General features: G+C 40.6%; 15 protein-coding genes and 1 pseudogene. 11 read left to right on the top strand and 5 right to left on the bottom strand.

Annotated elements, in window-relative coordinates:
* The 8 genes and pseudogenes from FTT85_RS15935 to pseI all read left to right on the top strand — a co-directional run.
* Nucleotides 1–97: pseudogene (locus FTT85_RS15935) on the top strand (IS1595 family transposase); the annotation flags it as partial.
* A gap of 62 nt (nt 98–159) precedes the next feature.
* Nucleotides 160–1,191, top strand: coding sequence for a hypothetical protein (locus tag FTT85_RS15940; protein WP_180183949.1), 1,032 nt, complete (start codon nt 160–162; stop codon nt 1,189–1,191).
* The gene (pseB, locus tag FTT85_RS15945) at nt 1,181–2,194 is read left to right on the top strand and encodes a UDP-N-acetylglucosamine 4,6-dehydratase (inverting) (RefSeq protein WP_180183950.1); all 1,014 of its coding nucleotides are present in this window, start codon (nt 1,181–1,183) and stop codon (nt 2,192–2,194) included. The genes FTT85_RS15940 and pseB overlap by 11 nt, the downstream gene beginning before the upstream one ends.
* Before the next feature lie 54 nt (nt 2,195–2,248).
* Nucleotides 2,249–3,418 carry a UDP-4-amino-4,6-dideoxy-N-acetyl-beta-L-altrosamine transaminase gene (pseC, locus tag FTT85_RS15950; protein WP_180183951.1) on the top strand — a complete coding sequence of 390 codons (1,170 nt, stop codon included), beginning with the start codon at nt 2,249–2,251 and terminating at the stop codon, nt 3,416–3,418.
* Nucleotides 3,415–4,281, top strand: a complete 867-nt coding sequence (locus FTT85_RS15955) for an aldo/keto reductase (RefSeq protein WP_180183952.1) — start codon at nt 3,415–3,417, stop codon at nt 4,279–4,281. The genes pseC and FTT85_RS15955 overlap by 4 nt, the downstream gene beginning before the upstream one ends.
* 10 nt (nt 4,282–4,291) lie before the next feature.
* Nucleotides 4,292–6,337, top strand: a complete 2,046-nt coding sequence (locus tag FTT85_RS15960) for an aminotransferase class III-fold pyridoxal phosphate-dependent enzyme (protein ID WP_180183953.1) — start codon at nt 4,292–4,294, stop codon at nt 6,335–6,337.
* Nucleotides 6,338–6,347: 10 nt separating this feature from the next.
* Nucleotides 6,348–7,868 carry a UDP-2,4-diacetamido-2,4,6-trideoxy-beta-L-altropyranose hydrolase gene (gene pseG, locus FTT85_RS15965; protein WP_180163271.1) on the top strand — a complete coding sequence of 507 codons (1,521 nt, stop codon included), beginning with the start codon at nt 6,348–6,350 and terminating at the stop codon, nt 7,866–7,868.
* Complete coding sequence (pseI, locus tag FTT85_RS15970; RefSeq protein ID WP_180183954.1) at nt 7,868–8,923, top strand: pseudaminic acid synthase; 1,056 nt, start codon at nt 7,868–7,870, stop codon at nt 8,921–8,923. The genes pseG and pseI overlap by 1 nt, the downstream gene beginning before the upstream one ends.
* A gap of 81 nt (nt 8,924–9,004) precedes the next feature.
* Here the strand turns inward: pseI and FTT85_RS15975 are convergent, their stop codons facing one another.
* The 4 genes from FTT85_RS15975 to FTT85_RS15990 all read right to left on the bottom strand — a co-directional run bounded on the left by FTT85_RS15975 (nt 9,005) and on the right by FTT85_RS15990 (nt 13,307).
* Nucleotides 9,005–9,226 carry a hypothetical protein gene (locus FTT85_RS15975; RefSeq protein ID WP_180183955.1) on the bottom strand — a complete coding sequence of 74 codons (222 nt, stop codon included), beginning with the start codon at nt 9,224–9,226 and terminating at the stop codon, nt 9,005–9,007.
* Nucleotides 9,227–9,355: 129 nt separating this feature from the next.
* Nucleotides 9,356–10,222 (bottom strand): lysophospholipid acyltransferase family protein, encoded by an 867-nt coding sequence (locus tag FTT85_RS15980; RefSeq protein ID WP_180183956.1) that lies wholly within the window; start codon nt 10,220–10,222, stop codon nt 9,356–9,358.
* A gap of 361 nt (nt 10,223–10,583) precedes the next feature.
* A complete protein-coding gene (aspS, locus tag FTT85_RS15985; protein ID WP_180183957.1) occupies nt 10,584–12,368 on the bottom strand; it encodes an aspartate--tRNA ligase in 1,785 nt (594 codons plus the stop codon).
* A 159-nt stretch (nt 12,369–12,527) separates the two neighbouring features.
* Nucleotides 12,528–13,307 (bottom strand): DUF4184 family protein, encoded by a 780-nt coding sequence (locus FTT85_RS15990; protein ID WP_180183958.1) that lies wholly within the window; start codon nt 13,305–13,307, stop codon nt 12,528–12,530.
* 146 nt (nt 13,308–13,453) lie between these two features.
* Between FTT85_RS15990 and znuD the strand changes: the two genes are divergently transcribed.
* The gene (znuD, locus tag FTT85_RS15995) at nt 13,454–15,538 is read left to right on the top strand and encodes a zinc piracy TonB-dependent receptor ZnuD (RefSeq protein WP_180183959.1); all 2,085 of its coding nucleotides are present in this window, start codon (nt 13,454–13,456) and stop codon (nt 15,536–15,538) included.
* Between the two features lie 109 nt (nt 15,539–15,647).
* Nucleotides 15,648–17,114 carry a phospholipase D family protein gene (locus tag FTT85_RS16000; protein ID WP_180183960.1) on the top strand — a complete coding sequence of 489 codons (1,467 nt, stop codon included), beginning with the start codon at nt 15,648–15,650 and terminating at the stop codon, nt 17,112–17,114.
* Nucleotides 17,115–17,201: 87 nt separating this feature from the next.
* On the opposite strand, the gene FTT85_RS16005 is transcribed toward FTT85_RS16000, so the two are convergent.
* Nucleotides 17,202–17,660 (bottom strand): hypothetical protein, encoded by a 459-nt coding sequence (locus tag FTT85_RS16005; RefSeq protein WP_180183961.1) that lies wholly within the window; start codon nt 17,658–17,660, stop codon nt 17,202–17,204.
* A gap of 183 nt (nt 17,661–17,843) precedes the next feature.
* Here FTT85_RS16005 and FTT85_RS16010 point away from each other — a divergent pair, with 183 nt between their 5' ends.
* Nucleotides 17,844–18,308: an RcnB family protein gene (locus FTT85_RS16010; protein WP_373685226.1), complete on the top strand. Its 465-nt coding sequence runs from the start codon at nt 17,844–17,846 to the stop codon at nt 18,306–18,308.
* The last annotated feature ends 160 nt before the right edge of the window (nt 18,309–18,468 follow it).

The following is an 18,468-nucleotide window of genomic DNA, read 5'->3' on the forward strand; positions in this document are numbered from 1 at the left end:
AAAAGAGTACTTTGATTATCATCTTAAAGAAACTGAATGGCGTTGGATGAGGGAACCTAATGAGTTAGCAACTGAGCTGTGGAACCTCATTAGGTAAAATTAAGTGTAAATCTGCTAGTCTAGAGCCAATAAATTAATTCTTCTGAATGTGAGTGATTTATGCAGGAGCCTGCAATGCTCGACCATGTAAATGAAAATACGATCGTTTTCGTAGTGGGGTCCCCGCTACAGTTATTAAATGCAATAGAAGCAAGAGATCGTTTTCATTTACAGGATAAAACACATATTTTTGTGATTTGGGCAAAATCGGTTGAATATCAGCAAATGTGTCAGATGCTTGATGCCGAATGGTCTGAAACCTATATTTATCAGCACACCAAGGCTTTTAAATTATTTTACTCATGGAAGTTGTCATCTGTACTGACTACGTTGGGAAGTGTTCATCGTTTATATTTGGGCTACCCATTTAAAATACGGGCACACTTTGCCAATCAGTTGAAAGCGGAAAAAACTATCTTTCTTGATGATGGTAATGCATCATTGATTCTAGCTCAGGAACTCAGTGGTCAGGTGCTTTATCAAAAGCATCAGCCACAATGGTACGACCACGTATTGCTTAGAAAGATTGATTTGCAGTATGCAAAAAATGCTTATTTCTTTACAGCATATACAGAAATGCAATGGCCATTAGAAAAAGTCATTCCGAATGATTATCGTTGTATTAAACAGCATGTAGATAGTGTTAATTGTGGTGTGAATACTGAGGTGATGTTTATTGGTTCAGCAATAGCTGGTGCCGTTGTCAACACAGAACAAGAAAAACATCTGATTCGGGCTATGGCTAATTATTATCAGGAAAGTCAGGTTTTATATGTTCTACACCGGTTTGAAGATTTTGCATATTTTCAGTCAGAATTTAAAGAATTGAACATCACATTTGTGCAATTTGACAGTGCAGTGGAAATCGCTTTATTTCAGAATAAAATTTATCCAAAAAAGATATCGAGTTTCTGTTCTTCTGCTTTAAACACCTTGGCAATGCTGTATGATTGTCACTTTGAAGTCTTGGCAATTCCTCAGCCCTGGATGGAAACGAGTGTGGCTAAACGATTAGAAATCATTTATGAGGACTTTGCTCAACGGGGAATTTTCATTCAGGATATTACTAAGGAAATTAACAATGTCGCTTAATGCGAAATCTATTTTAATCACAGGTGGTACAGGTTCATTTGGTAAAGCGTTTGTGAAGCGTATTCTTACGGACTATCCAAAAATCAAACGTGTTGTCATCTTTAGCCGCGATGAGCTCAAACAATTTGAAATGAGCCAGACTTTTAGTGAAGCTGAATATCCAATGATTCGTTATTTCATTGGTGATATTCGTGATGAGGCCAGAATTCGCCGAGCATTGGAAGGCATTGATATTGTTGTGCATGCAGCTGCTTTGAAGCAGGTTCCTGCTGCTGAATACAATCCATTTGAATGTATTAAAACAAACATTCTTGGCGCTCAGAATCTGATTGAAGCCTGTCTAGATTCCAACGTAAAAAATGTTGTTGCACTCTCTACAGATAAAGCCGCAGCACCAATTAACTTATATGGTGCAACAAAGTTGTGTTCAGATAAGTTATTTGTAGCAGCAAATAATATTAAAGGCCCACGTGAAATGCGTTTAAGCGTTGTTCGTTATGGCAATGTTATGGGTAGTCGTGGTTCTGTTATTCCATTTTTCCTCGGTAAGAAGAAAAGTGGGGTGTTACCGATTACAGATACAGCAATGACACGTTTTAACATCTCTCTAGATGATGGTGTGGATATGGTGTTGTGGGCAATTCAACATGCATTGGGCGGCGAGGTTTTAGTACCCAAAATTCCATCTTACCGAATTACTGATGTCGCAGAAGCCATTGCACCTGAAGCAGAACATCCTGTTGTTGGTATTCGACCTGGTGAAAAAGTACATGAAGAAATGATCACTGAAAGTGACAGTTTCAATACTTATGATTTGGGACGTTACTTTGCAATTTTACCTTCTGCTGATCAAGTGCTAGGGAAAAAATATGCAGAGAAAGAGGGTGTGGTCAAAGTTCCTGAGGGCTTCTGCTATAACTCTGGCACCAATACTGAGTTTTTAAGTGTAGAGGAAATTCGTGAATTAATTGTTCAACATGTTGATTCATCATTTAAAATTTAAAATTTATTCGCCTGATTTCATGTGCTGAGTCAGGCACCATTTAGAGTCCAGAACATGATACCTTATGGTCGCCAAACCATTTCTGATGAAGATATTGCGGCGGTTGTCGCTGTTTTAAAATCTGATTTTCTGACGCAGGGCCCAGCTGTTCCACAGTTTGAGCAAAGTATTGCAAATTATTGTGGTGCCAAATATGCGGTTGCAGTCAATAGTGCAACCTCAGCATTGCATATTGCCTGCCTAGCATTAGGTGTCAAGAAAGGAGATTATGTTTGGACGACACCAAATACATTCGTTGCAAGTGCAAATTGTGCCCGTTATTGTGGGGCAAAAATCGATTTTGTTGATATAGATCCACTGACATTTAACTTGTCGCCTGAAAAACTTGAAGAAAAATTAAAGCAGGCAGAACAGAAAGGTTGTTTACCCAAGGTGGTGATTCCTGTCCATTTTTCAGGCTTATCCTGTGATATGGAAAAAATATACGCATTATCAAAACAGTATAATTTTAAAATTATTGAAGACGCATCTCATGCGATTGGTGGTCGATATCAGGACACAATCATAGGGTGCGGAAAATATAGTGATATTACAGTCTTCAGCTTCCATCCTGTTAAAATTATTACCACCGCAGAAGGTGGGATGGCAGTCACCAATGATCCGGAACTCGCCACACAGATGCAACTGTATCGTTCACATGGCATCACCCGTGATGCAGATCAATTGCTTGAAGAGAGTCATGGTCCCTGGTACTACGAACAACAGCAACTGGGTTTTAATTATCGTATGACCGAATTGCAGGCTGCTTTGGGTACAACACAATTGACTCATTTGGATGAGTGGGTTGCACGTCGCCATGAACTCGCGCACAGATATGATGCGTTGTTGGCAGATTTACCGGTCATTTTACCGCAGCATTCTGGGCGTGATTATTCGGGATTACATTTATATGTGATTCAATTGGATGAATCCAGGACATCATTGGACCGTAAATTTATCTTTGGTGAATTACGACGTTTGGGAATAGGGGTAAATGTACATTATATTCCTGTACATACCCAACCTGATTTCCAGGCGCTTGGTTTTAAATGGGGAGATTTTCCTCATAGTGAATATTATTACAAACGCTGTATTTCACTACCTTTGTATGCAACTTTGACAGATGCTCAGCAAGACCAAGTGGTGAATACCTTATCTCAGATTTTGACAGGAATTGCTCAATGAAACTGGGGTTGGGAACTGTTCAGTTTGGTTTGAGTTATGGCGTTGCCAATGCTTCTGGACAGGTCAGTCTGACTGAAGTTAAAAATATTTTAGCTTTGGCTCATACAGTGGGTATTCGAACTTTGGATACAGCAATTGCCTATGGCAACAGTGAAGCGTGCCTAGGGCAGGCAGGGGTAGAACAGTTTAATATTGTTTCCAAACTCCCTCCATTACCTGAAAATGTAGACGTAAATGAATGGGTGGAGACACAAATTCAGGCCTCTTTACAGCGACTAAACTTAAAACAGCTTGATGCATTATTATTACATCGCTCATTAGACATTGTTGAGTCACAAGGTGTGGTGTTGCAGCAGGCTCTGCAGCATGCTGTTGATCGAGGTTGGCTAAAAGCAGTGGGTATTTCGATCTATGATCCTGTCGAACTTGAGCAGATTATTCCAATATGGAAGCCCGATTTAATTCAAAGCCCTTTGAATATTTTTGATCAGCGTTTGATTCAGTCTGGCTGGTTACAAAAGCTTAATGAGCTGGGTATTCGGGTACATACTCGTTCGGTTTTTTTACAAGGTTTGTTGTTGATGCCTGAGGAAAATATTCCTGCATATTTTCAACCGTGGACTAAATATTTGTCTGCATGGCATGAATGGTGTAATGAAAAGAATATTGAGCCGATTGCGGCTGCAATTGCATTTTTGAATGGAATTACAGAAGTTGAAAACATTATTGTTGGAGTGGACAGCGAAGCTCAGCTGCAACAAATTGTGGAAAGTGCCCGCGTACAGATCGATACCGATTGGCAACACTGGGCAATTTCAGATAAGGCACTGATAGAGCCTTCACGTTGGCAACTGAATAAATAAGTTGGAAAATATGTCACAGGTTCACTCATTACGTATTATCGCAATTGTACAGGCCCGTATGGGTTCCACCCGTTTACCCAATAAAGTGATGTGCCCGATTCAGGGTGTTCCAATGATTGAAATACTTTTGAAGCGTTTGTCAGCATCAAAATATATTAATCAAATATGGCTTGCCACTGCACAAAATCAAATAAATGTGCCCTTGGCGGAACATGTGATGGGGATGGGATATTCGGTATATCAAGGCGATGAAAATAATGTCCTTGATCGCTTTTATCAGACAGCTGTGCAAGCTCAGGCAGATGTTGTTATCCGGATTACAGGTGATTGTCCTTTAATTGATGCACAACTTGTCGATCAGGTGATTGGTAAATATCTGTCAAGTCATGCCGACTATGTGAGTAACTGTTCACCTGCAAGTTTTCCTGATGGACTTGATACAGAAGTATTTTCATTTCAGGCACTTGAAAAAGCATGGCGACAGGCTGAAAGCCCGTTTGACCAAGAACATGTTACTCCGTTTTTACGTAATTCAGGCTTATTTAAAGTTGATAGTTATTGCTCTACAACAGATTATTCTGATGAGCGTTGGACAGTCGATGAACAAACCGATTTTGATGTTGTAGAAAAAGTTTTTCAGCATTTTCATCCTCGTATTGAATTCAGTTGGACTGAAGTATTGGAACTGCGCCAGACTCAGCCTCAAATTTTCGCAGCAAACCAGCATTTGATTCGAAATGAAGGAGCAACGATGAGCACAGGTCAAAAACTTTGGAAGCGTGCTAAAAGTGTCATTGCAGGGGGCAATATGTTGCTCTCTAAGCGACCAGAAATGTTTTTGCCAGAACAATGGCCAGCATATTTCAGTCGGGCCGAAGGTTGTACAGTATGGGATCTTGATGGTATAGCCTATACGGATATGACCATTATGGGTGTAGGGACCAACACCTTAGGTTATGGTGATCCTGAGGTGGATGAGGCAGTGCGTCAAACCGTAGCAGCAGGAAATATGTCTACTTTAAACTGTCCTGAGGAAGTGTATCTCGCGGAAAAGTTAATCGAGTTACATCCTTGGGCTGATATGGTACGTTTCGCCCGTTCAGGCGGTGAGGCCAATGCATTGGCGATTCGTATTGCCCGTGCAGCAAGCGGCAAAAGTAAAGTTGCTATTTGTGGCTATCATGGCTGGCATGATTGGTATCTTGCCGCAAACCTGGGTGATGAAAAAAATCTGGCGGGGCATTTATTACCAGGCTTGGAGCCTAATGGTGTGCCTGAAAATTTACGCGGTACTGTTTTTCCTTTTAATTATAACCGTTATGATGAGTTGGAAGCCTTGGTGAACCAGCATGATATTGGTGTGATAAAAATGGAAGTATCACGTAATCATGGTCCTGAAGATGGCTTTTTACAAAAAGTTCGGGATTTAGCGACAGCAAAAGGAATTGTACTAATTTTTGATGAATGTACTTCAGGATTTAGACAAACCTTTGGTGGATTACATAAACTATATGGCGTAGAGCCTGACATGGCCATGTTTGGTAAAGCGTTGGGTAATGGTTATGCAATTACCGCAACCATTGGTCGTAAAGAAATTATGGAAGCTGCACAGACTACATTTATCAGTAGTACCTTCTGGACAGAACGTATAGGACCAAGTGCTGCGTTAAAAACATTGGAAGTCATGGAAAAAAACCATTCGTGGGATATGATTACTCAGACAGGCTTAAAAATTAATGAGCGATGGAAGCAGTTGGGTCAAAAGCATGGCTTAAATGTTTTAACAAGCGGTTTACCTGCATTGACGAGCTTTTCCTTAAATAGTGATAATATGCTTGCCTATAAGACGCTGATTACTCAGGAAATGTTGAAAAAAGGGTATTTGGCTAGCAATGCCATTTATGTTTGTACCAAACATACTGATGATATTGTAAATGGCTATTTTGAGGCATTGGATCCAGTGTTTGCATTAATCAAAGAGTGTGAAGATGGTCGTAATGTACATTCTTTATTGAATGGCCCTATTTGTCATGCTGGTTTTAAACGATTAAATTAATAGGTTGATTATGCAGGTCGTATTTCGTGCTGATGCTTCAGTGCATATTGGTTCTGGGCATATCATACGGTGTCTGTGTCTGGCCGATGCTTTGGCACAGCATGGTGCACAAATACGATTTGTCGTCAGACATATTACCGATTATTTAAAAAAACTGATTGTGGACAGAGGATTTCAGCTGAGTATGCTGAAAGAACAGTCTGCAGCCAGTGATGAATTATTTCATAGTGCCTGGTTGGGGGTATCTCAACAGGATGATGCTGAGAAAACACTACAGATCCTTCAGGATTATCATCAAACAATAGAATGGTTGATCGTTGATCATTATGCATTGGACCAGCGCTGGGAGAGAATACTACGTCCAGCCGTGGATAAGATCATGGTGATTGATGACCTTGCAGATCGTATTCACGATTGTGATCTTTTATTGGATCAGAACCAATATCTGGATTTAGCAAATCGCTATCACAATAAAGTTCCGGTAAAAACCCAATTATTATTGGGTGCGCGCTATGCATTATTAAGAGATGAATTCCGAATTGCTCGTCACAAAAAACAGCTAGCTTTTACAGTGAAAGTCAAAAAAATCATGGTTTTTTTTGGAGGGATGGATAAGGATAATTACACCGGAAAATTATTAAGAAGCCTTGATCATTCAAATTTTTCCTTACAATATCAATTGATTGTTGTCGTGGGGGCACAGCATCCTGATTTATTGTATATTCAGGGCGTGTGTAAACAGTACCATTATGAGTGTCATATCAATAGCACTGAGATGGCGACATTAATGCTACAGGCCGATATGGCGATTGGAGCAGGAGGTTCAGCAAGTTGGGAACGTTGTGCTTTGGGACTGCCTAGCCTAGCCATAGCAGTGGCAACAAATCAGCAATTGTTGACTAAACATGCAGCATTACAGAGCCTAATTGATTCGCCTATTATTGACTGGAATAATGTAGTATCGATTCGTCAGGCTGTTATGGGAATGATTGATAATCCATTGGCACGCCAACGTATAGCCCAAACATCATGGCAAACAGTAGATGGGCGTGGTGTACAACGGGTGTTACGTGCCATGGGAATATATTCCGTTCAGGTGCGCAAGGCTGAGTTATCTGATAGCCATTCGCTTTGGATGTGGCGCAATCATGATTCAATACGATTGGTTTCACGTCATACTGAGATTATTCCACTAGAAAGTCATCAGCAGTGGTTTGAACAGACTTTGCTGAGTACGGATCGGATTATTCTGATTGCAGAATTAGCTTCTGAACCCGTGGGTGTGATTCGATTTGATTTTAGTGGAATAAGTGCAGAAATTTCCATTTATTGTGTTCCCGATGCTAAAGGTAGTGGAAATGCACTTGAAATGCTGCAGCAAGCTGAGCATTATCTTCAGTATAACCATATACAAATCAAGCTGATCAATGCGGTAGTACTTGCTGAAAATCAGTCATCCCATCATTTGTTTATCAATGCGGGCTATCAAAAAAAATCAACGACTTATTTGAAAAATATAGAGAGATCTTGATGAATTCAGTGATTCATATTGGACACCGTGCAATTGGTGCTGATCATACACCATTTATTATTGCTGAAATGTCTGGCAATCATAATCAATCATTGGAACGGGCATTTGAAATTGTGGATGCAGCCGCCGAGGCAGGCGCACATGCATTAAAATTGCAGACCTATACCGCAGATACAATTACTTTGAATGTCCGCAATAAAGATTTTTTAATAGAAGATAAAAATAGTCTGTGGGATGGCAGTAATCTGCATGATTTATATCAAAAAGCATATACGCCATGGGAATGGCACAAGCCAATTATGGAGCGTGCTGAAAAGCATGGCATGCTGTGTTTCAGTTCGCCGTTTGATGAGAGTGCTGTTGATTTCCTTGAAAGCTTGAATGTTCCTGCATATAAAATTGCATCATTTGAAAATAATCATTTGCCGTTGATTGAAAAAGTGGCGAAAACAGGTAAACCAATGATTATTTCCACGGGTATGGCAACTTTATCCGATATTGAGGAAGCAGTGAAAACAGCGCGAGCTGCGGGCTGTAAAGATTTGATTTTACTCAAATGTACAAGTACTTATCCTGCTTCTCCAAACAATACCAATGTCTTGGCGATTCCACATTTAAAACAAATGTTCGATTGCCAAATTGGTTTATCTGATCATACGATGGGGGTTGGAGTATCTGTTGCAGCAGTTGCACATGGTGCTACAGTTGTTGAAAAGCATTTTACTTTAAATCGTGCAGATGGCGGTGTAGACAGTGCATTTTCGCTTGAACCCGCTGAGTTAAAATTGTTGGTGGTTGAGTCTGAACGTGCTTGGCAAAGTCTGGGGTCTGTTCAATATGGACCTACAGCAGCTGAACAAAAATCTTTAATGTTTAAGCGTTCTGTATATTTTTCGGAAGATGTTAAGGCAGGTGAAGTGCTGACAGTAGACAATCTACGTGTAGTACGTCCAGGTTTTGGTTTGCACCCGCGGTTTTATCAGAACCTGATTGGCAAAAAAGCACGCATTGCTATTGAGAAGGGAACACCAGCAGCTTGGGCTTTGATTGAATAATATTGAATTTACAATTTGATAGGGGGAATAAGAAAAATTTCTTTTTCCCTCAATATTACATACAGAATTCGATATTTTAGTTTATTCAGCTTTATCCGCATTACCTTTCAATACCATATAAATCAAACCAACAAAGATCAACAAGGCGCCAGCAAGACTACTCACGCAGAACAAAACAATACGGTTATAAGTAGTTAAGTTAAATAATTCGTTGGCCAAAATATAGCGCATGAATAGCCATTGTACGACTGAAAAAATAATCAGAACGATTGCACGACGACGAACTTCAGGACGCATAGCCATAGGAGATTCACTTAAACGTGGAAATTGAGCCCATTATGCCACTATCGATAATTGATCTCAATTGAATAAAGTCAATCTATACGATCTTGTCTAACTAGATGCAAGATTTTGACGGTAGTACCAATAATTTTATTGACGATAGATATTGATGTCGCCTAAACAATGTCTAAAGCGTTTATAAGACCAGATATATTGTTCAGGCGCTTGATTGATTATATCTTGCATGGCAATGTTAAGTGTATCCACAGAGAGCTGTAAGTCTTTAGACAAAATATCATCTGAGAGGCTTGTGCAATGTAAATCAAAACTAGAGAGATCGTCATTGCGGATACAGCTTAAACCAATCACATTACATTGTGTTTTCGCAGCGAGTTTCGATACCAATGTTACGGTCAGGGTATTCTGTCCAAAAAACTTTGAGTAGATCCCGCCAGAAGCTTTGGGCAGATGATCTGGTAAAATGACGGTTAGCCCACCTTGTTTCAAATGCTTGAAGATTGCACGTATACCAGTTTCATCGGTTGGAACTAAGGTCGCATTAAATTTTTGACGTGCCTCTAACATATAACGGTTAATACCTTTGTTTTTGTTGGGCTTGTACATAATCATTGGTGCGGTATAAACATTCAGCCAGGCATTGAGCATCTCCCAGCTACCAAAATGCGGTACGACAACAATGACGCCTTTTTGACTGGCTAAAGCTTCGGTTAGAACCGATTCACCATGAATATGTTTAAATAAATTTAAGCTATAACTGGGCGGCATACCCCAGCATTTAATAAATTCCACATAGGTCAGGAACTGGCTTTGCATGCTTTTTTTGACGAGTTGTTGCTGCGCATCTTGTGTTAATTCGGGATAGGCCAACCGAATATTGATTGTGGTGATGCGTTTAACGGATGAATTGAATGCATAAAGCACATATGCGGCGAACAAAGCCACGGCTTGTAAAATTCTTAAAGGCAATAGCGCTAGTGTTTTGAAGATGAAATACATTGCAGTGTGCGAGTCTCGGTTGTTTTAAGAGGTGACTGGTTGGAAATTTTGCCAAGAGACTATGCACTTTTAGAAAAACGGCACAAAAAGAATAAGAATCTACAGAACAAAAAATAAGAATAAATCAATAAATACAGCAATATCATTTTAGTTATGCTTACATAACTGTTATACGCTACATCATAGCGCAGTTTGTATCTTACAGATTAACTCAATCAATCAAAATCCGATTTAAGCATTTTTTACATTTTAGTAATTAAATTTTACAGCAATAATCCAATAAAAAAACCCTGCAATTGCAGGGTTTTTTTATTTCCTCTTTGTATTTCTCCCAAAAGGAGAAAAAGAAGGAATTAAAAAATTATTTAGCTTCTTCTGCTTTTGGTTTTTCGCGCAAGCGAATACCCAAATCACGCAATTGGTTAGGTTCAACTGGCGCAGGCGCTTGAGTTAAAGGACATTCCGCAGTCTTTGTTTTCGGGAATGCAATCACGTCACGGATAGAAGATGCACCAGTCATCAACATCACTAAACGGTCAAGACCGAATGCCAAACCACCGTGAGGAGGTGCACCGAATTTCAAGGCGTTAAGCAAGAAGCTGAATTTCTCTTCTGCTTCTTCTTCAGAAATACCAAGCGCTTCAAAGATCGCTTTTTGCATTTCTAGATTGAAGATACGTAATGAACCACCACCGATTTCAGTACCGTTCAATACCATATCGTAAGCAACAGAAAGTGCAGCACCTGGGTTGTTCTTCACTTCTTCAACGCTTGATTTTGGCAGCGTGAATGGGTGGTGAACAGACGTCCATTTGCCGTCATCAGTTTCTTCGAACATTGGGAAGTCAACAACCCAAAGTGGCGCCCACTCACAAGTTACAAGTTTCATGTCGTGACCGACTTTAATACGTAAAGCACCCATCGCATCATTTACGATTTTCGCTTTGTCCGCACCGAAGAATACGATGTCGCCATTTTCAGCACCAACTCGTTTCAATAGATCAAGTACGATTGGCTCGATAAATTTAACGATTGGAGATTGAAGACCTTCGATGCCTTTTTCAAGCTCGTTGACTTTGATGTAAGCCAAGCCTTTTGCACCGTAGATACCCACGAATTTAGTGTATTCGTCGATTTGGCTACGTGGAAGTGCGCCAGCACCTGGTACGCGAAGCGCAACAATACGGCCTTTAGGATCTTTTGCAGGACCAGCGAATACTTTGAACTCAACGTCTTGCATCATGTCTGCAACGTCAACCAATTTCAAAGGAATACGCATATCTGGTTTGTCAGATGCATAGTCACGCATTGCGTCTGCATAAGTCATGCGAGGGAATTTGTCGAATTCAACATTAAGAAGTTCTTTGAACATCTTAACCGTTAAACGTTCCATTAAATCCATGATGTCATCGTCACTCATGAACGATGTTTCAACGTCGATTTGTGTGAATTCAGGCTGACGGTCAGCACGTAAGTCTTCATCACGGAAACATTTCGCAATTTGGTAGTAACGATCGATACCGCCAACCATCAACAACTGTTTGAACAATTGCGGAGATTGTGGAAGTGCGTAGAAGCTACCGTTAGAAACACGACTTGGCACTAAATAGTCACGTGCGCCTTCAGGCGTAGCACGAGTCAAAATAGGCGTTTCAACGTCTAAGAAACCATTGTCTTCGAAGTAGTTACGAATGAGGTTGGTTAATTTAGAACGGAAACGTAAACGATCTAACATTTCTGGACGACGAATATCGAGGAAACGATATTTCAAACGTACTTCTTCAGAAATATTGGTATTTTCGTCATTCAATGGGAATGGAGGAGTTTCAGACGCAGCAAGAACTTCAATTTCTTTGCCTAAAACTTCGATTTGACCACTCACGATATTCGCGTTTTCAGTACCTTCGTAACGACGACGCACACGGCCTGTAATTTTTAATACGAATTCTGAACGTGATTTATCAGCAGTCGCGAAAGCTTCAGGAGTATCAGGGTCAATCACCACTTGAACAAGGCCATCACGGTCGCGCATGTCAAGGAAGATTACACCACCGTGGTCACGGCGACGGTGAACCCAACCGCATAATGTAACGGTTTGGTCAATTTGGGCTTCAGTAAGTGAGCCGCAGTAATGAGTTCGCATCATAGCGTTAGAAATCCAACTATATGGGTTAAGGTCAGCGAATACGTAAACAGCGTACCGCTTTTATTCGAATAGGGGATTATGCCTCTTTTTGGCTGTTTTGTCACAAGGACTTATTGCTAAACAGCCAAATTTACAGCAAATTTTTGCTCAATGAAGGGCTTAAGCCGATGACGTAGAAAAAATGTTAGTGCTCTTGCTTATGATTAGAAATATCAGACTACCAAGGCTAAACGTGGCCAAAAATGCACGAAAAAAATAATTAATGGCTTTGCCGACATAGGCATACAGGTCATGCACAAAGGCATCTGAGTAAATACTGTCAGCAAAATAAAAATAACTTGCGATGCCCGCAGCTAGAGACAGGGCCGCTAAACCATATACATAGACTTTGATGGTTGTGGGGACGTTTACAGTACTTCGATAATGAAGATGATGACGATAAATCATCCATGCCAAAACGGGGAGTGCCAAGCCAGATAATCCAATTTGCAACACGCGATGTAGGGGATATGAATGACCAAAAAATTGAATCGGTAGACTCAATAGATCCTTAAATGCAAAGGTACGAAAGTCAACATGGGTCAAGCCATCCCAAACAATATGCGTCGAAGTTCCAATGATGAGTGCGAGGATGAGGCTTAGGATAAACCCACAGCATTGATTGAAATTCTGTAGATGCAGCGGCTTATTTAAACCAAAAAAAGCAAATAACATCGGGCGATAGAGCACATACCACAGCACACAAAACAGCAAACCTAGGATTAAGTTTGGAAAAATTAACCCCGACCATTGATGGGATCCATTGTAGTCAGCATTAGTAAATAAACGGAATAAATCCGGCACCATGCTACCAATTGCGAGTGCTGCAATAGACAGGCGATTTCCGCTTAATTTGGAAATAGGCGGTGCGAGTACAGCATGGGATATGGTAAAAGGCATTGAACTAAAATAAATATATGAATAAATACAATGTGGTATAGGTGAGTGTATATGATTTGGGCAGATTAGAATGTTTTTTATTGCAAAATGAATGAAATGTTATATTATAACATTATTCAAAATTAGCCAGATTTGAGTCTCTCCAAATGTCCTTTCATAAGAATTTAATCACAATCTCAATTTTTGCAGTGATTGCACCCAATATTTATGCTGATGATCAGCAACAACAGGTACAAACTTTAGAGGCGATTAATGTTCAGGTTCATCCTTTAAATCAAAGTGCCGCAGATTTTGCGGTTGCAGATAACATTATTAAGCATAAAGATTTGGCACAAGGTGGAGTCACTATTGGTGATGCCATTGCCGGACAACCTGGAGTGTATTCAAATCAGTTTGGTGCAGGCTCAAGTCGACCTGTAATACGTGGGCAAGATGGGCCACGTGTCAAAGTGTTGGAGCATGCATCTGAAACAGCAGATGTTTCAACTTTATCCCCTGACCATGCGGTTACGGTAGATCCGATTTTGGCCAAAAAAATTGAAGTGATCCGTGGACCATCAACACTGTTATATGCTGCAGGAACAGTCGGCGGTTTGGTCAACGTGACGGATCAAAAGATTCCTACCTCTATTCCTGATAAAGGTTATGAAGGGCAAGTTGGGGTTCGTTATAACTCAGGCAGTGATGAAAAATTGGCGAGTGCCGGTGTGACGGCTGCTTTAGGTGAGCAATTTGCCATCCGTGTAGAAGGCTCGAAACGTAAAGCCAATGACTATATTGCACCCAATTATTTTCATGATCATGATGGCGAATTAGAAAAAGAACGCCGAGTCGGTAATACTTTTGCAGAAGGGCAAAATGTCAGTGTAGGTGCGTCATGGATTCATGATCGTGGTTTTGCTGGACTGTCTTATAGCAACCGTCAAGACCAATATGGCTTGCCGGGTCATAGTCATGAATATGAAAGCTGTCATCCACATGATGACCATCTACACTGTGATGGTCATGATAACCATGGGCATACCGATGAGCATGATCATTCAGCGCATGACGAGCATGATCACGATCATGATGCCGCAGGCCCATGGGTCGACTTAAAGTCAGAACGCTATGATTTCCGTACTGAATTAGCTGAGCCGTTTGCAGGATTCCAAAAACTACGTGCGCATGCGAGTTATACCGATTATCAACATGATGAAATTGAAGGTAACACCGCAGCAACCACTTTTAAAAGTCAGGGCTATGATGGTCGTTTAGAGTTGGTGCATAACCCGATTGCGGATTGGGAAGGGGTGATAGGCGCACAATACAATCAGCAAAAGCTCAATATCAGTGGCGAAGAGTCATTGATCAACCCAAATAAAACCCAAAAATGGAGTGTATTTGGTTTAGAACATAAACAATTTGGTGATTTTCATGTCGAGCTGGGCGCCCGTGTCGATCAGCAGAAAATTCAGATCGATTCTGCACAAAAAAATTATGACGATTATGGTATTTCCTACTCAGGTGCTGTGAACTGGGCGTTTGCACCCAATTATAAATTATCCTTGGTGGGTTCTCATCAAGAACGCTTACCATTGGCACAAGAGCTTTATGCCAACGGTAAGCACTTTGCGACCAATACCTATGAACGCGGAAATGAAAATCTGGATGTGGAAAAATCCAATAATCTAGAACTGGGTTTCCATTACGAAAAAGATCAGTTGGATTATCACGTTCATGTTTACCACAACTGGTATGACAACTACATTTATGCTGCAACCAAAGATAATTTTGAAAACTTCCGCTTAGTTGATTACACCCAAGACAAAGCCAAGTTCTATGGCGCGGAAGCTCAAGTGGGTTATGCAGTAAATGACATGTATAAACTCAGTGTCTTTGGTGATTATGTTCGCGGCAAAATTGATGGTGAAAATGCGCCACGTGTGCCTGCAGGGCGCTTAGGAACCAAGGTCGATGTTGACTTTGCCGATGGTTGGTCAGGTCTTGCAGAATATTCACATGTATTCAAACAAGACAAAATCACTGCATTTGAGCGTGAAACAGATGGCTACAATATGGTGAATTTGGGTGTGGCCTATAGTGGTCAATTGAAAGATCAAAATGATTATCGAGTCTATTTCAAAGCCAATAATTTATTGGATGAAGATGTTTATTCTCACACGTCATTCCTTGCCAATATTCCACAAGTCGGTCGTAATTTTACAGTTGGTCTTGAATTTGGATTCTAATTGAATTTGCACAGACTTTTCTAAGTAAGTCTAGGTAAAGTCACAGAAATCCTCTTGAAAAATCAATGAATAAAACCTAGTCTGAGCGCATTAGACTAGGTTTTTTCTTATGCGCATCATTCAACGAATACATCACAAGCTCAATTGGTCACGTCGTCGCTATGTGGGTGTGGTCATTGGTTTATTGGTTTTAGGTTATTTGGCATCGGCAACCTATCACACGCTCAAACCACTCCCTGAAGGGCTGAACTACACGGGAAAACTTCGCCATGCCGAAGTGAACTTTTTAGTGGATGAAACCTATATCGATGCGCAAGGAAAGCAGCAACAGGAACATCGTATTTTTAAAGAAATGCTGAAAATGATCGAAGAAGCACAGTCGACCATTGTGTTGGATATGTTTCTCTTTAATCCGCAAGTTGGCGACTCTCAATTAAAACATGAACAATTAACACAGGAGTTGACCGATGCGCTGATTTTGAAGCGTCGCGTATCACCTCAAGTGGAAATTTTTGTGATTACTGATCCTGTCAATTCGGTCTATGGCGGCATTCAACCCGAGCATTATCGTCAATTACGACAAGGGGGCATTGAGTTGATGGAAACCAATTTGGTGCCGCTTCGTGCCTCTAATCCAGCATGGTCAGGTTTTTGGTATATCTGTTGTCAAGATATTGGCGATAATCCTGAAAAAGGCTGGTTACCGAACCCATTGGGAACCGAGAAAGTGACGATCCGCAGTTATATGGATCTTTTCAACTTTAAAGCCAATCATCGTAAAACCTTGGTGGTCGATACCGTTGACGGTTGGAAAGGTTTAGTCACCTCTATGAATCCACATGATGGTAGCTCACGACATTCCAATGTGGCCTTAACCGTCAAAGGCATGACCGCGATTGACTTGTTAAAGACTGAGCAAGCCGTAGGTATGATGTCTAAAGCCAATATTCCATTTGTAGTGATTAAAGATGTTGAAGCCGCGAAAACTCAGCCACAGGTTCAAGTGCTGACTGAAAAAGCCATTTATGATGCCACACTCGACTTAATTGATAGTGCGAAGAAAGCTGGAACTGAAATTGATATCGCGATGTTCTACTTGTCAGAACGTAAAATTATCAAAGCACTCATTGCTGCACATGAACGTGGCGTGAAAGTTCGTGTATTACTCGATCCGAATAAGGATGCTTTTGGTCGAACCAAAAATGGTATTCCAAACCGTCCTGTTGCCTCTGAATTACATGATGCTGGTATTGATGTACGTTGGTGTAATACCCAAGGTGAGCAGTGCCATAGCAAGATGATTTTAAAACGTACTGCTTATCAAGCCGATATGATTTTAGGTTCTGCCAATTTCACGGCGCGTAACTTGAAAAATTATAATTTAGAAACGGATTTACGCGTTATCGGTGTGAAAGATGCTCAAGTTTTTAAAGATGCATCACAGTACTTTAATACCGCTTGGTCAAATCTGGATGGTAAACAAATGAGTGTCGATTATAGTAAATATGCGGATGAATCGACCTTGAAATATGTGTTGTATCGCTTTATGGAATGGAGCGGAATATCTACTTTTTAGAATTGTCTTAATCTCCCAAATCCCTCTTTTAAAAAGAGGGACTTTCCTCCCTTTTTTAAAGGGAGGTTAGGAGGAACTAAATCAGTTTTAATTCTTCGGTACAGGATTCGGCGGAACGATTTGATCTAAATCTTTATCTGTCATTTGATCCAATTCTTTAATATCGGTTTTGATTTTCCATTTATCGGCATCATCTACTGGTTGTGGCAAACGAGCTTCTAACCAGTCACAGATGACATCTGGTGGAAAATCGGCGTGGTTACATTGAATCACCCAAGACAAGAATTGTTTTGCTTCGCCATTCATATATGGTGGCGGAGAAACCGGTAAAAATTGAGTCGGTAAGCGTTCATTTTTAGAAATATAGTTCAATACATGGCCCAATTCTTGAACAGTTTGCCATGCTAAAGGGTGATCTATATTAATTTGAAATTTGAACCACCACGCATTTTTGCCATCGGTGCCATATGAGTCGATTAAGGCTTCTTGGATACTAGGTACTTTCGAAAAAAATTGATGAAGTCGGTCAAAACTTAATTCAGACACAGCATTTGATCCACTACGAAATAAAAGGCATCTTAGCATATTCCGTCGAAAATCGAGTGCATCATCTGCTGATCCGAATCGGGTGGATGATTTAACAAATTATTGCATTTGATGGATTTTTATCCATTTTTTCTCCTACAATGGAATTTATACTGAGCGTATAAACCGTTGAGGAGAGCTTATGTGAAAACCACATTATTCTATGCGATTGCAGGTGTGATGCTGATCAGTGCTTCAGCCAGTACTTTTGCGGAAAACAAATGGGCAAACTACCAAGGTGTGGATACATCAAAACCACAACACCGCCCACCGTCGATGAATCGGCCTGGCTATCCGCAGCATGCGCCGAATTATCCTCAACATTATCCTCATTATCCAAGTCGCCCGCCGGTTTATCCGCAATATCCAAATCGACCTTATCCGCAGTATCCACAAAGTGGCATTAGTATTCAATACAATGCGCCGACCACGATTACTCAAAATTCGCAGAGCTATAGTTGGGTCAATGGCGATCCTGCCAGCGCTAGTATTTCGAGTTCGACCTATACCTTTATCAGTGATTGGCAGCGTTTAGGTTTACCTGCACCCCCAAGTGGCATGTACTGGATCTTTGAAAATGGTCGCTATGTGTTGGTGCCTAATCGATAAGGTTTATAACCTCTCCCTTGCGTAGCAGTGCTACTTGTATCTTGATTGATATAGTGATTAGCTACCACTATACGCAAATTGTAGAGTTTGGAGTGCTGCTAAAATCTTAAATTTGAACCTGAGATAAAACCTACAATTTGCCCTTATCCCTCATACAACT

This window comes from Acinetobacter sp. YH01020, assembly GCF_013420275.1.
In the GTDB taxonomy this organism is placed as follows: domain Bacteria; phylum Pseudomonadota; class Gammaproteobacteria; order Pseudomonadales; family Moraxellaceae; genus Acinetobacter; species Acinetobacter amyesii.

Bases quoted from the DNA above. Each gene is read 5' to 3' on its own strand.
- pseI (WP_180183954.1), top strand. From the start codon at position 7,868: ATGAATTCAGTGATTCATATTGGACACCGTGCAATTGGTGCTGATCAT.
- znuD (WP_180183959.1), top strand. From the start codon at position 13,454: ATGTCCTTTCATAAGAATTTAATCACAATCTCAATTTTTGCAGTGATT.
- aspS (WP_180183957.1), bottom strand. From the start codon at position 12,368: ATGATGCGAACTCATTACTGCGGCTCACTTACTGAAGCCCAAATTGAC.
- FTT85_RS15975 (WP_180183955.1), bottom strand. From the start codon at position 9,226: ATGGCTATGCGTCCTGAAGTTCGTCGTCGTGCAATCGTTCTGATTATT.
- FTT85_RS15990 (WP_180183958.1), bottom strand. From the start codon at position 13,307: ATGCCTTTTACCATATCCCATGCTGTACTCGCACCGCCTATTTCCAAA.
- FTT85_RS15980 (WP_180183956.1), bottom strand. From the start codon at position 10,222: ATGTATTTCATCTTCAAAACACTAGCGCTATTGCCTTTAAGAATTTTA.
- pseG (WP_180163271.1), top strand. From the start codon at position 6,348: ATGCAGGTCGTATTTCGTGCTGATGCTTCAGTGCATATTGGTTCTGGG.
- pseB (WP_180183950.1), top strand. From the start codon at position 1,181: ATGTCGCTTAATGCGAAATCTATTTTAATCACAGGTGGTACAGGTTCA.
- FTT85_RS15960 (WP_180183953.1), top strand. From the start codon at position 4,292: ATGTCACAGGTTCACTCATTACGTATTATCGCAATTGTACAGGCCCGT.
- FTT85_RS16000 (WP_180183960.1), top strand. From the start codon at position 15,648: ATGCGCATCATTCAACGAATACATCACAAGCTCAATTGGTCACGTCGT.
- pseC (WP_180183951.1), top strand. From the start codon at position 2,249: ATGATACCTTATGGTCGCCAAACCATTTCTGATGAAGATATTGCGGCG.
- FTT85_RS15955 (WP_180183952.1), top strand. From the start codon at position 3,415: ATGAAACTGGGGTTGGGAACTGTTCAGTTTGGTTTGAGTTATGGCGTT.
- FTT85_RS15940 (WP_180183949.1), top strand. From the start codon at position 160: ATGCAGGAGCCTGCAATGCTCGACCATGTAAATGAAAATACGATCGTT.